The 14562-nt window shown below is 60.1% G+C and carries 12 protein-coding genes; 6 read left to right on the top strand and 6 right to left on the bottom strand.

Features of this window, described 5'->3' with window-relative positions:
* Positions 1 to 92: 92 nt before the first annotated feature.
* The 5 genes from sufU to sufC are packed head-to-tail and all read right to left on the bottom strand — an operon-like array spanning position 93 to position 5338.
* Positions 93 to 527: a Fe-S cluster assembly sulfur transfer protein SufU gene (gene sufU, locus AAAX36_RS06950; RefSeq protein WP_161145058.1), complete on the bottom strand. Its 435-nt coding sequence runs from the start codon at positions 525 to 527 to the stop codon at positions 93 to 95.
* A complete protein-coding gene (locus tag AAAX36_RS06945; RefSeq protein ID WP_217495623.1) occupies positions 520 to 1845 on the bottom strand; it encodes a SufS family cysteine desulfurase in 1326 nt (441 codons plus the stop codon). Before AAAX36_RS06945 ends, sufU begins: the two co-directional genes overlap by 8 nt.
* The gene (locus AAAX36_RS06940) at positions 1842 to 3113 is read right to left on the bottom strand and encodes a SufD family Fe-S cluster assembly protein (protein ID WP_349074830.1); all 1272 of its coding nucleotides are present in this window, start codon (positions 3111 to 3113) and stop codon (positions 1842 to 1844) included. Before AAAX36_RS06940 ends, AAAX36_RS06945 begins: the two co-directional genes overlap by 4 nt.
* Entirely contained in the window at positions 3113 to 4525 is a 1413-nt protein-coding gene (gene sufB, locus AAAX36_RS06935; protein ID WP_349074828.1) for a Fe-S cluster assembly protein SufB, read from the bottom strand. Before sufB ends, AAAX36_RS06940 begins: the two co-directional genes overlap by 1 nt.
* Before the next feature lie 12 nt (positions 4526 to 4537).
* Entirely contained in the window at positions 4538 to 5338 is an 801-nt protein-coding gene (gene sufC, locus AAAX36_RS06930) for a Fe-S cluster assembly ATPase SufC (RefSeq protein WP_349074827.1), read from the bottom strand.
* A 223-nt stretch (positions 5339 to 5561) separates the two neighbouring features.
* On the opposite strand from sufC, the gene AAAX36_RS06925 reads away from it, so the two are divergent.
* From AAAX36_RS06925 to AAAX36_RS06915, 3 genes are all read left to right on the top strand, one after another.
* Positions 5562 to 5993: an Rrf2 family transcriptional regulator gene (locus AAAX36_RS06925; protein ID WP_138340655.1), complete on the top strand. Its 432-nt coding sequence runs from the start codon at positions 5562 to 5564 to the stop codon at positions 5991 to 5993.
* A 139-nt stretch (positions 5994 to 6132) separates the two neighbouring features.
* A complete protein-coding gene (locus AAAX36_RS06920) occupies positions 6133 to 7917 on the top strand; it encodes a hypothetical protein (protein ID WP_349074825.1) in 1785 nt (594 codons plus the stop codon).
* 202 nt (positions 7918 to 8119) lie between these two features.
* The gene (locus tag AAAX36_RS06915) at positions 8120 to 9916 is read left to right on the top strand and encodes an AAA family ATPase (protein ID WP_349074823.1); all 1797 of its coding nucleotides are present in this window, start codon (positions 8120 to 8122) and stop codon (positions 9914 to 9916) included.
* Positions 9917 to 9940: 24 nt separating this feature from the next.
* On the opposite strand, the gene AAAX36_RS06910 is transcribed toward AAAX36_RS06915, so the two are convergent.
* Positions 9941 to 10960, bottom strand: a complete 1020-nt coding sequence (locus tag AAAX36_RS06910; protein WP_349074821.1) for a glycosyltransferase — start codon at positions 10958 to 10960, stop codon at positions 9941 to 9943.
* A 256-nt stretch (positions 10961 to 11216) separates the two neighbouring features.
* On the opposite strand from AAAX36_RS06910, the gene AAAX36_RS06905 reads away from it, so the two are divergent.
* The 3 genes from AAAX36_RS06905 to AAAX36_RS06895 all read left to right on the top strand — a co-directional run bounded on the left by AAAX36_RS06905 (position 11217) and on the right by AAAX36_RS06895 (position 14560).
* The gene (locus tag AAAX36_RS06905; protein ID WP_349074820.1) at positions 11217 to 12320 is read left to right on the top strand and encodes a glycosyltransferase; all 1104 of its coding nucleotides are present in this window, start codon (positions 11217 to 11219) and stop codon (positions 12318 to 12320) included.
* Positions 12321 to 12326: 6 nt separating this feature from the next.
* On the top strand, positions 12327 to 13367 hold the full coding sequence (locus tag AAAX36_RS06900) for a glycosyltransferase (protein WP_349074818.1): 1041 nt from the start codon (positions 12327 to 12329) through the stop codon (positions 13365 to 13367).
* Between the two features lie 74 nt (positions 13368 to 13441).
* Positions 13442 to 14560, top strand: a complete 1119-nt coding sequence (locus AAAX36_RS06895; RefSeq protein WP_158554610.1) for a glycosyltransferase — start codon at positions 13442 to 13444, stop codon at positions 14558 to 14560.
* Positions 14561 to 14562: the final 2 nt, after the last annotated feature.

Here is a 14562-nt window from a genome sequence, read left to right as displayed (position 1 = left end):
CGCTGATTTTGTGTGTTCGTGCTCATTAGGAAAAACAGAGCCGCCCGTATCGGGCGGCTCGGCAATCAAAAACCTTGGATTCGGAGCATACGCTACTGGTTAGCTTGCCCCTCGAGCATGCCGTCGAGGGTGCGCCAGGCGAGCTCGGCGCATTTGACGCGGGCGGGCATGTGCGAGATGTCCTGGAGCTGGGCGGCTTCGTCCAGGTCTTCCAGGTCCTCCTCGGAGAGCTTCTCGCCGCGGATCATGGCGAGGAAGAGCTCTGCCAGGCGGCGAGCTTCCTCGACGGTCTCGCCGGTGATGAGATCGGCCATGATGTCGGCACTGGCCTGGCTGATGGCGCAGCCGTGGCCGGTAAAGGAGGCCTCCTCAATCACGTTGTTCTCGACACGCAGCTGCAGAGTGAGCTCGTCTCCGCAGCTGGGGTTGATGCCGTCGTGCTCGTGCGTGGGAGCATCCATCTCGTACTTGTAGTCGGGGTGCGAGTTGTGCTCCATAAATGTGGTGGAGGTGTACAGATTACCCATTGAACGTGCTCCAAACGTGATGCAGGCCGGCGATGAACTTGTCAATGTCGGCCTTGTCGTTGTAGAAGGCCACGCTGGCGCGGCAGCAGGCAAGGTTCTCGACGCCCAGCCAGGTGAGCAGCGGCTGTGCACAGTGGTGACCGGCGCGGATGCAGACGCCGTCCATGTCCATGATGCTCGCGACGTCGTGCGGGTGGATGCCGCGGACGTTAAAGCTCACAACGCCGTGGTGGTTGTCCCAATAGATGGAGCCGATGATCTGGACAAAGTCGAGCTGCATGAGCTCGCCCATCAGGTAGTGGACGAGTGCCTGCTCGCGTGCCTGGATGTTCTCGTAACCCACCGTGTTGACCAGGTAGTCGAGTGCCGCACCCGTGGCGAAGATGCCGGCGGCGTCCTGTGTGCCGGCCTCGAATTTCTCGGGAACGGGCGCCCAGACGGCGTCCTGCTCGGTAACAGAGTCGATCATCTCGCCGCCGGTGAGCATGGGCGGCATGGCGTTGAGCAGGTCCATCTTGCCCCACAGCACGCCGATGCCCATGGGGCCCATAGCCTTGTGTGCGCTAAAGGCAAAGAAGTCGGCGCCCAGGTCGGCCACATCGACCGGCATGTGCGGCAGCGACTGCGCACCGTCGACGACCAGGTAGCCGCCATACTTGTGCACGAGCTTGCCGAGGTTCTTGACTGGGTTCTCGACTCCCAACACGTTGGAGACCTGACCCACGGCCAGAATCTTGGTCTTGGGACCAACCTTGGCAAGAACCTCCTCGGTGGTGAGCTGACCGGTCTTGGTGGGGTAGAGGTAGACGAGCTTGGCGCCGGTCTCGCGGCAGACCTGCTGCCACGGAATCAGGTTGGAGTGGTGCTCCATGATGGTGATGACGACCTCGTCGCCCGGCTCGAGGACTGTGGGTGCAAAGCTCTTGGCGACCAGGTTGAGCGACTCGCTCGTGTTGCGGGTGAAGACGACCTCGTTGGCCTGGGCAGCGCCGATGAGGTCGGCGATCTGCTGGCGCACCTTCGCGATAGCCTCAGTGGCCTCGACGGACAGCGAGTACAGGCCGCGCAGAGGGTTGGCGTTCATGCGCTGGTAGAAGTCGCGCTCGGCGTCGAGCACACAGGCAGGACGCTGCGCGGTGGCGGCACTATCGAGGAAGGCGATCTCGGGGTGCTGCTGGAACAGCGGGAACTGCGCCTTGTAGGGATTAGTCTCGATGTCGACGGTAGGCCAGCCGCGCGAGGCCTCGTCGCTGGCGTCGAGCTCCATAGGCTCCGGTGCGGTACAGGTGTCGCATTTAACGTGCTCGGTGTCGATCATGCGAGCTCCTCTTCAAAGTTGTCGATCAAGTTGTTGCCCAAGCGGACGACGGCGGCGCGGGTGCGCTCGTCGGTGGCGGAAAGTGCGGCGTCCTCCAGCTTGGCGCGGACGAACAGGTCCTCGGCGGCGTTTTGGTCAAGGCCGCGGCAGGCGAGGTAGAACAGTTGCTCGTCGCGGACGTGGCCGATGGTGGCTCCGTGGTTGCCGGCGACGTCGTCCTCGTCGCAGAGAATGACGGGAACGGTCTTGTTGTCGACGCCCTTGTTGGCCAAAAGCACCGTCTCGCGCTCGGTGCCGGTTGCACCCTTGCAACCGTGCACGAGGTCGATGGTGCCGCGGTAGACCTTCTTGGACGTGCCGGTCAGCACGCCGTTGGCGTCGATCTCGCACTCGGTCTTGCGACCGCGGTGGCGCAGCTCGTAGTTAAAGTCGCGCACCTGCTCTCGGGCGCCCAGGTAGTCAGTATCGATGGTGACCTTGGCGGTATCGCCCAGCAGGTCGCCGGCAAGGCCGGTGGCGCTGGCGCCGGCACCCAGGACGGTGTGCTGCACGTTGACGCGCGCGCCCTCGTCCAGGAACAGGCCGGTGTCGTCGAGCGCGATCCAGCTATCGTCGAGCGTCTGCGTGCAGGTCACGTTGACGGTGGCGTACTCGTGGGCGCACACGCGTAGCACGGATCCCACGACGCCTTGGCCGGCAACGGGAGAGTCCAGGGCAATAAGCAGATCGAGCGTCGACTGGGGACGGGCGACGACGTCGATGGCGGCGATGGCCGCGGCTGCATCGACACCGCTCACGCGCACGGTAACCGTGGCGTGCTTGTATGCGGGCACATCGATGACGATGCGCTTGGTGGCGTGGTCGGCCAAGTAGGTGTAGGCAGCCTCGCCCATGCCGGTCTCGAAGGCTTCAGCAGGGGAGAGCTCCTCCTCGAGCTTGATGGCACCGGCCTGGTAGATGGAGGTGGCGGGCACGTCAAGCTCGGTCTCGGGCGTGATGCGGGCGCGGTCGGCGGCGTCGCCGGGGGCGGAGGCGCGGCGCTCGGGGAAGCGCTCGGCCATGGCGTCCATGGCGGCGTTAAATGCGTCGGCAGCGCCGCGGAACTGCTCGTCCAAGCCCTCGACCTTAACAGCCTCGGTGGGAGCGGCGGCAAGCTCGTCAGAGAGCTCGAGCTTGGTCTGGTTCATCTTCAGCCAACCCCAAGTGGCAGCTGGCATCGCATTGACCTGCTCAAGGGTGGTAGCAGCGGTGTTCGTGGTCTGGTTCATTATCCGATCGCTCCTTCCATCTCGAGCTTGATCAGGTTGTTCATCTCGACGGCGTACTCCAGCGGCAGCTCCTTGGAGACCGGGTTGGCAAAGCCGTTGACGATCATGGTGCGGGCCTCTTCCTCCGAGATGCCGCGGCTCATCAGGTAGAACACCTTGTCGTCGCCGATACGACCGATGGTGGCCTCGTGGCCGATGTCGACGTTCTTGGCGCGGATGTCCATGGCCGGAATAGTGTCGGAGCGGCTCTGGTCGTCGAGCATCAGCGACTGGCAGCTCACGGTTGCCTTGGAGCCCTCGGCCTTGGGCGTGGCCACGATAGAGCTGCGGAAGGTCTGGATGCCGCCGCTCTTGGAGATGCCCTTGGTCTCGACGGTCGCCGAGGTCTCGGGCGCGTTGAGTACGACCTTGCAGCCGGTATCGAGGTTCTGGCCGGCGCCGGCAAAGGTGATGCCGGTAAAGCTCGAACGGGCGCGGCGGCCGTTGAGCACGCTCATGGGATAGAGGTAGCCCACGTGGCTGCCGAAGGAGCCACTGATCCACTCGATGTCGCCGTCCTCGTCCACGCGCGCACGCTTGGTGTTGAGGTTGTACATGTTCTTGGACCAGTTCTCGATGGTCGAGTAGCGCAGGTGTGCGCGTTTGCCCACAAAGAGCTCCACAGCGCCGGCGTGGAGGTTGGCCACGTTGTACTTGGGCGCGGAGCAACCCTCGATAAAGTGCAGGTCGGCATCGTCCTCGACGATGATGAGCGTGTGCTCAAACTGACCGGCGCCCTTGGCGTTGAGGCGGAAGTAGCTCTGCAGCGGAAAATCGAGCTTGGTGCCCTTGGGCACGTAGACAAACGAGCCGCCCGACCACACGGCGCCGTGCAGGGCCGCAAACTTGTGGTCGGTGGGCGGGATGAGCGTCATAAACTTCTCGTGGATGAGCGGCTCCCACTGCGAGTCGTGCAGGGCCTCCTCGATGCCGGAGTAGACGATGCCCATCTTGGAGGCGGTGTCCTGCATGTTGTGGTAGACGAGCTCGGAGTCGTACTGCGCGCCGACGCCCGCTAGGTAGCTGCGCTCGGCCTCGGGGATACCTAGGCGCTCAAAGGTGTTCTTGATGTCGTCGGGCACCGACTCCCAGTCGTGCTTTTGGTCGGTGTTGGGCTTGACGTAGGTGACGATGTTGTCCATGTCTAGGCCCTCGATGGAGGGGCCCCACGTCGGATTGGGGAAGCGGTTGAAGATCTCGAGGGACTTGAGGCGCAGGTCGAGCATCCACTGCGGCTCGTTCTTCTTGGCGCTGATCTCGCGCACGATGTCGGGCGTGATGCCGGCGTCGAGGCGCTCGAATCCCTCCTCGCCATAGGTGAAGTCGTAGAGGCTGCGGTCGATGTCCGAGACCTCGGTGCGGTTCTTGGTCATTGCGTCGCCCCTTTACGCCTGCTGCTCGGCAGCGGCGGTCTCGGCCTGGGCGCGCTGTTCGGCGGCCTCGCGCTCGAAGGTCTCAAAGCCGTTCTTGTCGATCCAGGGGATCAGCGAGGCGTCGTCCTCACGCACGATGTGGCCCTTGACCATAACGTGGACGCGATCGACATCCAGGTGCTCCAGGATGCGCGTGTTGTGTGTGATGATGAGCATGGAGCCGTCGCAGCTCTTGCGGTAGGCGTCCATGCCGTGGCTGACGGTGGACAGGGCGTCGACGTCCAGGCCGGAGTCGGTTTCGTCCAGGATGGCGAGCTTGGGCTGCAGCAGCAGGAGCTGGAGCATCTCGACCTTCTTCTTCTCGCCGCCCGAGAAGCCCACGCCCAGCTCGCGGTTGAGGTAGGCGGTGTCCATGTTGAGTTCGGCCGCGAGCTCCTTGACGCGACGGCGGAACTCCTTGCCCTTCATCTCCAGGCCGGGGCGGCCGGCGATGCTGGCGCGCAAAAAGCTCGACAGCGGCACGCCCGGGATCTCGACCGGAGCCTGGAAGCTCAGGAACAGGCCGGCGCGCGAACGCTTGTCGGTGGTGAGCTCGGTGATGTCCTGGCCGTCAAAGACGATGCGGCCGTCGTTGACCGTGTAAACAGGGTCGCCCATGACCAGGTGGCCGAGGGTGGACTTGCCGGCGCCGTTGGGTCCCATCAGCACGTGGGTCTCGCCGGCGGCGACGTTAAGGTTGACGTTGTGGAGGATGGTCTTCTCGTCCACGGAGGCGGTCAGACCTTCGATGGAAAGCAGCGGATTTGCGCTCATGCTGTCCCTCTCTGTATATGGTGTACTCATAGGTGTACTAAACCCTAGGAATCTTCTCGGAATAAAGTTACTATGGGTTCGGCGTTAGTCAAGGGAAAACCCGACTAATCCACTCGACTTTTCAAATTCTGGGACAAAATAACCTGTTGTGTTTGTCCCACTTGCTTTAAATTTGGGACAACAAACCTGGTTATGTTGTCCCAGCAACGATGGGAGGGTAGGTATGCTCATTTCCTCTAAGGGCCGCTATGCCCTCCGACTGATGATCTATATCGCAGCGCTTGGTGATGCCGGGGGCAAGATCGCCCTGCGCGAGGTCGCCGACCGCGAGCATATCTCACAAAAGTATCTGGAGCAGCTGGTTCGTCCGCTTATGAAAGCGGGCCTGCTTAAGAGCGTACGCGGTAAGGGCGGCGGCTACATGATGGCCAAGGATCCGGCCGAGGTGCGCGCCGGCGACATCCTGCGTGCCGTCGAGGGCAGCACGGCTCCAGTGGCGTGCGACGGCATCGACAACAGCTGCACCCGTAGTGATCTGTGCTCAACGGTCAAGTTCTGGCGCGGTCTGGACGACGTAATCGAAAAGTACGTCGACGGCGTGACGTTGGCCGACCTAGCCGCCGTCCCCGAGATCAACTTTGACATTAAGCTGTAGGTTGAGCGCAATTCCTTAAGATTTCGCGGAGGGTTGTTGCCGTTTACCGAGGGGTTGTTGTGCAACAACGGGCGAGCTGCAATACTTATTTTTATCTTTGCAAACTGAACTTTAACTACACCAATGCAGGGAGGATCTTATGCAGCCCAAGCATTCTGCGATTGTCGCGGGCCTGACGCTGGCGCTTTCGTTTGGCGCCGTTTCCGCGCCGGCACCCGCCGCTGCCGAGGAGCCCACGCCGGGCGTTGCCTCGGATGCCACCGATATCGATAAGGGCCTTTACACCCAACAGTCCTTCTCGGGCGTGCTGAGGTCGGTCCAGGGCGTTTCGTTTGTCAACGTGACTCCCGAGATGAAGTACTTTACCAAGTACGAGAGCCATGGCAACTATAACCAGGGCTTTTCGTATGGTGACGGCTACAACGCGCTGGGCTATTACCAGTTCGACCGTCGTTGGTCGCTCATTCCGTTTATGAAGCAGGCCTACAACTACAACCCCGAAAAATACAGCATGCTCAAGGATGCGATTGATCGCGGCGGCGAGCTTTCCAACGCGAACAATTCCATGTCCGAGAACGGTCAGCTTACCGAGCTGGGCCGTATTGCACAGGAGGCCTTCCAGGGTGCTTATAACACCGATCCTGCTGAGTTTTCGGCTCTGCAGGATGCGTATGCGTACAACTCGTACTATGCGGTGACCGAGGCGTGGCTCAAGAGCGGCCTGGGTATTGATATTTCGGGCCGCGCCGATTGCGTCAAGGGCATGGTGTGGAGCATTACCAACATGTGCGGCACTGGCGGCTGCAGGGACTTTTTCCGCTGGGCGAATCTTTCCAACGATATGTCCGACCGCGAGTTTGTGACGGCGCTTTCCAACAGTGTGGTCAATAACGTGGCGACCAAGTATGCAAGCCAGCCCCAGTACCACGAGGGCTGGAAGAACCGCTACCGCAACGAGCTAAAGGACTGCTTGGTTTATATCGCTGAGGACGAGGCAGCCGCTGCGACGCCCGTGCAGCCCGAGCCTACGCCGGCGCCCTCGCCGACACCTGATTCGAATGACGACTCGAGTGACGATGCCAACGATGACAGGATGGATGCGCCCTCGACCGATGCTGACGGTAATGGCTCTGCTGGTGGCACTACCAACGACGGCTCTACCTCGAACGGCTCCGATTCGAACGGCCCTGCTGCGGGCGATTCGTCTTCAAACTCTGCCGGCAATACGAACAGCGCCGCCTCTGGTTCGACCGACGCTGGCTCCTCTAGCTCATCCACCGGCTCGAGCGATTCGTCCGTTGACATCGGCTCTAACAATGGCTCCGGCTCTGATGCAACCCCTGATCCCGATGCTTTCAAGAACGACTCGAATAAGGCGCCGGACGCTCCCGTTACTTCGCCGGACAAGAAACCTTCTTTCTCCGTGCAGCTTGGTTCTACGCTGGGCTCTTCGCTGATGGCTGGTGTCAATAACGGCTCGACCCAGAACAAGGACAACTCTGATCAGGCTTCCACGGAAAAGACCGAAGCCGCAAAGGGCGACTCCAAGGACAAGGCTTCCGAGAAGACCGAATCCGATAAGGGTTCTAGCTCTGAGGAGAAGGACGACAAATCCGCTCAGAAGAAGGACGAGAACAAGGACAAGACCGAGGACGGAAAGCAGCAGGGCGAGGACGGCGGTAAGGGCAACACCGACAACCAGGTCCAGGAGCAAAATGACTCCAAAACGGTGACCACCACGACCACGACGACTACAGCTACCAAGTCCTCGGGCGGCAACATGCCCAAGACGGGCGATCTGATTGTGATGGCGAGCCTTGCCAGCGCGAGCTTGGCCACGCTGGGCGCTACGTCTATCGTAAGTGGTAAGCATAAGCTCGATCAGCAGAAGAAGGCTTCTGGGGAGGACGACTCGGGGGAGTAGGCTCTCAGTTGCCAGATAACTAAATAGTCGGGACGGGGTCCGGTGCGAATGTATCGGGCCCCGTTTTGTTATGCAACGATTAATTGTGCCCCCTCATACCTCTTGTTACTACCGTTGCCCGATATGTTTGCGCGGCGACATCGGTACATGCGATGCGGTCATTACAATTGGCATTGTGCTGCGATTTAGGGGGAACGTTTTGGTGTCTGAACAGGCAAATGTTGATTGTGCTGCTGGCTTTGGCGTGCGTTTGATCGGCTGTGCCGACGATGCGGCTTTGCCCATTGGCATGCACGACTATGCGGAGGCTCTTGGTTGCTGCACGCTGGTCGACAAGACCATGTTTATTGCAGATGTGTTGGACTGCGACGCGTCCGTTGTGGTGTGCTGTCGACCCGAGGGTTTTGGCAAGAGCATGAACTTGTCGATGCTCAGGGCTTTTCTGGAGCGTCCAGCGGTCGGTCGCGCTGGTCAGCGTTTGTTTGCCGATGCTCAGATTTGGGATGCAGACGGCGGGCACTATCGGGATGAGTACGCTTGCTATCCGGTGATATCGCTGGACTTTTCTGTCGCTGTGAGGCGTGGCGCCGCTATTGCCGACGTCGCGCGCGATGCTCTTTCGGGCGAGTGCGCCCGTCTGCTGGCGCTTTTGGAGGCTCCGGATTTAGCTCGAGACAAGGTGCGTCACATCGAACGCGTCGCGCGTGGCGTGGCGAGCGCGGACGAGGTTGACTCGGTGCTCGGTGTGCTCATTGAGCTGCTGGAGATGGCCTGCGATGAGCAGGTTGTATTGCTCGTTGATGGGTACGATGCGGCGTGGTCTCGCCGTGTGAGCGCGAGGGACGCTTCCGACGCCGATCCGGCAGGGCTATTCGATCGCGTGCTGTTCGACGCCATTGCCACTGCGTGCGATTCGTTGCGGCTGACGTGTCTGATGGGGGAGTGTCCCGGTCCTGCCGAAGCGGCGCTTTCTTCGCGCGGCTGCTCGTATTGTCTGACGACGCCGCTGTCGGCGTGGTGTGACCGATGTTTCGGTTTTTCGGATGCCGAGGTCCAGGCTCTGTTGAGTCATGCTGGACGCGAGGAATGCCTGGATGATGCGCGTGAATGGCTCGAGGGATATCGGTTTGGTAGGGCCTATTGCTCGAGTCCAGCGCGTGTGATCGGTTTTCTGGACCGAGGCTGCACGGCGCCTGTGCGTGCCGATCTGTATGGATATGCCGATTGCCTGAGTAGGGTAGTTGCCGGGTGGAATCTCGACCGCCTTTTGGTCTTGTTTGATTTGCTCGAGGCCCATGGGTGCGCTGAGGTCCCGCTTTGTTTGGGCACTGCAGAGCCAGATGTCTCGCCTGATGATGGTCTGTGGACGGCGCTGTATCTGTCAGGTTTCCTGACGACAGATATGACTGAGGAGCCAGAACATGGCAATCGCTTCCGTGCCTTGCGGTTGCCCAATAACGAGCTTCGCCAGGCCTTGCGTCTAGTGATCGTTGAGTGGTTTGAGTGCGCTGCCGAAGACATTCGAGACGTCGATGCGTTCCGCGACGGGCTGTGCCGTGGGAACGAGGATACCGTAAGGCGGGCGCTAAGCCGCATCCTGGGGGATGCGGGAATCGGTGAGACCGACCCAGATAAGCCGCTACCATATCACCTACTCTTGCAAGGACTCTGCTTTGGATTGCCGGGCTATGCCAATCCTGCTTCGAGGCGAAAGTGTGGCGCGGATCGCTGGGACATCCAGGTTTTTCCTACGGGCGCCGTGTTCGACGTAGCAGATACGATTGGCATGCTGGACGAACGTCCGCTGATAACGATCAACATGATGTATGACCCCGGTGTGGATGCGCTGGGCCTGGAATTGCTGGCCGTGCAGGCGCTGCTCGACATAGAGCGCGACGGCATCGACGAAATCCGTGTGCCGCGACCCGGCGTGGGTCGCATGCGCTGGGGATTCGGGTTTGACGGGCAGCGTGTGGCAGCGGTGTGCCAGCGGCTTTAAGCGCCGGGGTGTTTCCGGCTTCCGTTACTCGGTGTCCTTCAGGGGCGGCATGGGCTTCCAGTTGGGATCCTTAACGATCTTGCGGGCGTCCTTCATGCCACGGCGCAGCGCCGGAATACCGGTCTTAAAGCACTTGTCAACGGCGGCCAGGCGAATGAATTCCTTGCAGAAGGTCGCGGCGTTGCCCAGACGGAACAGCACGGGGTGGTAGTCGCCGTAGATCTGCATGTAGCGTGCCAGATAACCGCGGTTGCGCATGATGTAGTAGCGGTTGGTGTCGCTCGTAGAGTTGAGCTGGCGCTTGCCGGCGATGTCCCAGTTAGAGACGGCGCGGGCGCGCTTGAGCACCACGTCGGCAACAACGGCGGCGGGGAAGTGCTGGCTGGCCACGTAGCCATAGCAGGCATCGTCGCCGTAGATGAAGAATCGCGCATCGGGCAGGCCGATCTTGTCGACCACGCGGCGCGAGAACATGCCGCCCTCAAAGCACAGCTGGTTCATGGCGCGGTAGCCCTCGGGGCCCAAGTCCCACTTGGCGACAGGGTTGGGAATGCCGAGCGAAAGGATGAGTTGGTATTGCCAAAAGAAGGCGCCGCCGTCAAAGTCCAGGCGCGAACCCTGGATAACATCGTAGCGGTCGGTCCACTTGGCAAGACGCTCGATGCCTTCGGGGATGACGAGCACGTCGTCGTCCATCACCCAGAACCACTGGGCGCCCAGGTCGTAGGCGCATTTGGTGCCGGCGGAGAAGCCACCTGCACCGCCGCCGTTTTCGAGCTGCGGGGCGTAGATGACGCGGTCGGTGCCGCCCTGCGCGTCGGGCTGCTCGGTGTCGATGCCCCACAGCTTGGCCAGGCGCTCGTTAAATGCGGCGCACATGGCCTCGGTCTCGCGCGAATTCTCGTTATCGACAATCACGATGCGCCAGGGCGTTGCCGTGAGCTCGGTCATGGAGTCGAACAAGTTGGCCAGAAGTTCCTGGCGCTTGTACGTAACGACGACGATGGCGAGCTTGTCGATGGGGGCGGGAAGGGTTGAAGGCATGGGGCAATATATCCTTTCACGCGCGGCGGGCGAGTGCTGCGCGGAAGCTATCGAATACGTCCTTGAGACTGTCCTATTGTAAAGGCTCGGCGCACCTTGACGGCAAGCTTTGAATAAAACGCAGGAACCTGCCATGGACCCGCCGCATGACGTGGGGCTGCTTTGCCCGCAAGAGGCTCCATAGATTATATAAACGCCCGCTGGCGCGCTGACCCTTTGATACCATGAAACGACAGGTATTTCCTAAGGAGCACATTTGTCTACTAACGCCTCTGGCAGCCCTGTTCTGTCGCTGCTTATTCCCATTTACAATGTTCAGCGCTACCTGCGCGAGTGCCTCGATTCCGCCCTGGCGCAGACGCTCAAGGATATTGAGATCATCTGCATTAACGACGGGTCGACCGACAACTCGCCGGCGATTATCCGCGAGTATATGGAGCGCGATGGGCGCGTCAAGATGATCGACAAGGCCAACAGCGGCTACGGCGACTCGATGAACCACGGCCTGGAGATGGCGCGTGGCAAGTACGTTGGCATCTTGGAGTCCGATGACTTTATGGCGCCCGACGCACTCGAAAAGCTTGTCTCGGCCGCCGATAGCAATAATGCCGACTTTACGAAGGCGAACTTTGATTTCTACTGGTCCAAGCCCGAGGAGCGCCGTTCGCTGCACGAGATGTTTAAGGCCAAGGACTGCGACAAGCCGGTGCACCCGAGCGACACGACGCAGTTCTTTAAGCAAAAGCCGTCGATTTGGTCGGCCGTGTACCGTCGCGATTTTCTTGAGCGCAACGGCATCAAGTTCTTGCCGACTCCAGGGGCATCCTTTCAGGACACGTCATTCGCCTTTAAGGTTATCGCGTGTGCCGATAAGGCTGTTTACCTGCATGATGCCGTGTTGTCGTATCGCCAGGACAACGAGAATTCCTCGGTCAATTCTTCGGCTAAGGTCTTTTGCGTCAATACCGAGTATGCCGAGATTGAGCGTTGGATTCGAGAGGATTATGCCCGTGATCACGCAAGTGATGACGTCGTGCGCATGCTCAAGTTCAATCAGCTCATTAAGTACGATTCGTACATGTGGAACTACGTGCGCCTGGCGCCCAAGTTCTATAAGGAGTTCCTGGTTCAGATGGCCAAGGAGTTCCAAGCTGCCTTGGACGCCGGGGAGTTTTCGCTTGACGACCTCAAGCCGTGGAAGCGCGCAAATCTCGCTGCTATCCTCAAAGATCCTGAGGGCTGGGTTGACGAGCATCCGAGCTTTGCGACGGATGGTGCCTTGGGGCGTGCTAAGTTTTACGCCTCGGTTGGAGGCCCAGGCGTGGTCGCCGCTTTCCTCATCGAATCGCTGAGGGGGTAGGTCGACATGGGAGAGACTTTGACCCCCAAAGCGACCATTGTCGTTCCCGTCTACAATTCGTCGCGCTCCATTCAGCGATGCCTCGATTCGCTGTTGGCCCAGTCTGAGCGTTCGATTCAGGTTGTCTACGTCAACGACGGTTCGACTGATGATTCGTTGAACGTGTTGCGCCAGATTGCGCAGGCCGATGATCGCGTACTGGTGATTGATCAGGAAAACGCGGGCGTCTCGTGTGCTCGAAATGTCGGAATCGATGCCGCCGAGGGCGAGACCGTCTTTTTTGTGGACGCCGACGATTACATCGATGCCCAGACGATCGAGCGCGTGCTGCATGCCATGAAGTCTGCAGATGCCGAGGCCGCCGTTTTTGGCGGCGTCTGTGAACCTGCCGATGCTGCCCCCAAACGCGTCCAGCAACTCATGAGCCCCAAAGCTGGTACCTTCGGCGCCCGTGATCCCCAACTGCTGTTCCATTCGAATGCGCAGCCCTATGCCTGCCGTGCAGCCTTTTCGCGCGAGCTGCTCAATCGCGAAGGCATACGCTTCGCCCCCGGTTTGGCTTTGGGCGAGGACGTCGTCTTCCAATTTGCGGCTTATGCGCTTGCCCGCAGGACCGTCGTCATGCCTGACAAGTTCTACCACTACGTGATGGAGAGCGAATCGGCGACGCACGAGTTCAACAGTGCCGAGGCGCGCGCCAAAAAGCTTGACGCCCACATGAAGATGCTCGAGGAGGTCTTGGAAGACTGGGCGGCCTATGGTCTTTTGGACCTGTGTCCCGGCGAGCTGATAACTTGGTTTTTGGACCTAATTGTGTTCGATCTGGCGCGCTTGGATGCCGATGACTTCCATCGCGTGGCGGCTCGCGTCAACATGGACCTCACGACGTTTTTGGGAACGGAGTGGGCGGATATGCCTGCTAAGGGTGCCGTTCGCCGTGTTGCCCACAAGCTCGTTGCGGCGACCTCGGGCGTTTCGATGGCAGACGCCACGCTGTTCTATCTTTCGACTCGCGGTCTCAAAGCCTGCCTGGAGCGCTTTCTATAATTCCAAGCGCTGCCGCCCGCCGCAACTCGGCTGCTAAAATAACCCTGTTACACGCTATTCAACGGGAGGTTCTCTTGCAGAACTCTGATACCCCTAAAGTTTCGCTGCTTGTCCCCATTTGCAATGTCGAACGCTATCTGCGCGTGTGCCTCGATTCCGCCGTGGCGCAGACGCTCAATGACATCGAGATCATCTGCATCAACGACGGCTCCACCGATAGCTCGCCGGATATCATCCGCGAGTACATGGAGCACGACCCCCGTGTAAAGATGATCGACAAGGCCAACAGCGGCTACGGCGACTCGATGAACCGTGGCCTGGAGATGGCGCGCGGTGAGTACGTGGGCATCCTTGAGTCCGACGACTTTATGTTTGAGGATTCGCTTCAAAAGCTGGTCGCCAAGGCCGATGCTGAGCATGCCGATGCGGTAAAGGGCGACTTTTATCTGTATTGGTCCACGCCCAGCGAGCGACGTGAGCTGTTTGGGATTATCGACGAGCATATGACGGGCGCCGCGTATCGCCCCGTCGATCGCCCGGGCATCTTCTACCGCAAACCTTCCATTTGGTCGGCTATCTATCGGCGCGCGTTCCTCAACGACAATCAGATTCGCTTCCTTCCCACGCCGGGTGCCTCGTATCAGGATGCGGGTTTTAACTTTAAGGTCTGGGCATGCGCCGAGCGTGCTGCGTTTATCGCGGACCCCATTTTGTGCTATCGCCAAGACAACGAGAAGAGCTCCGTTAATTCGCCCAACAAGGTATTTTGCGTGTGCGACGAATACGCCGAGATGCAGCGCTTTTTGGATGAACGCCCCGAGCTTAAGGCTCAGCTTCAGGGTATTTTAATGCGCATGAAGGTCGATACGTACCGTTGGAACGATGAGCGCCTGGTCGATGAACTGCGCGAGCAGTTTTGGAAGAAAGCCTCGTCCGAGCTCAAGGCCGACTGGGATGCCGGTCGCTTTGATCTGTCGCTGTTTGATCCGCGTGGCGAGACCGACTTGCGCCTGATGGTCAAGTCGCCCCGCGCCTATATCGATTCGCGCTTTGACTTTAAGAAGCCGGGCAAGCTCAATACGTTTAAGCATTACTTTAAGATTGGCGGCCTGCCGCTGGTCTGGCGTGTGCTGACGTATCAGTGCACCTACGGCGACAACCCGCACCCCGATGACGTTCCGGCCGCACAGTAGGA

It is taken from the genome of Collinsella sp. CLA-ER-H10 (genome assembly GCF_040092475.1).
GTDB lineage: Bacteria > Actinomycetota > Coriobacteriia > Coriobacteriales > Coriobacteriaceae > Collinsella.
Note: the sequence above shows the minus strand (reverse complement) of the source record. Positions and strands in the feature narration are given on the sequence as shown.

Coding starts and splice junctions, on each gene's coding strand:
- sufU (WP_161145058.1), bottom strand. CDS start 527: ATGGGTAATCTGTACACCTCCACCACATTTATGGAGCACAACTCGCAC.
- AAAX36_RS06945 (WP_217495623.1), bottom strand. CDS start 1,845: ATGATCGACACCGAGCACGTTAAATGCGACACCTGTACCGCACCGGAG.
- AAAX36_RS06940 (WP_349074830.1), bottom strand. CDS start 3,113: ATGAACCAGACCACGAACACCGCTGCTACCACCCTTGAGCAGGTCAAT.
- sufB (WP_349074828.1), bottom strand. CDS start 4,525: ATGACCAAGAACCGCACCGAGGTCTCGGACATCGACCGCAGCCTCTAC.
- sufC (WP_349074827.1), bottom strand. CDS start 5,338: ATGAGCGCAAATCCGCTGCTTTCCATCGAAGGTCTGACCGCCTCCGTG.
- AAAX36_RS06925 (WP_138340655.1), top strand. CDS start 5,562: ATGCTCATTTCCTCTAAGGGCCGCTATGCCCTCCGACTGATGATCTAT.
- AAAX36_RS06920 (WP_349074825.1), top strand. CDS start 6,133: ATGCAGCCCAAGCATTCTGCGATTGTCGCGGGCCTGACGCTGGCGCTT.
- AAAX36_RS06910 (WP_349074821.1), bottom strand. CDS start 10,960: ATGCCTTCAACCCTTCCCGCCCCCATCGACAAGCTCGCCATCGTCGTC.
- AAAX36_RS06900 (WP_349074818.1), top strand. CDS start 12,327: ATGGGAGAGACTTTGACCCCCAAAGCGACCATTGTCGTTCCCGTCTAC.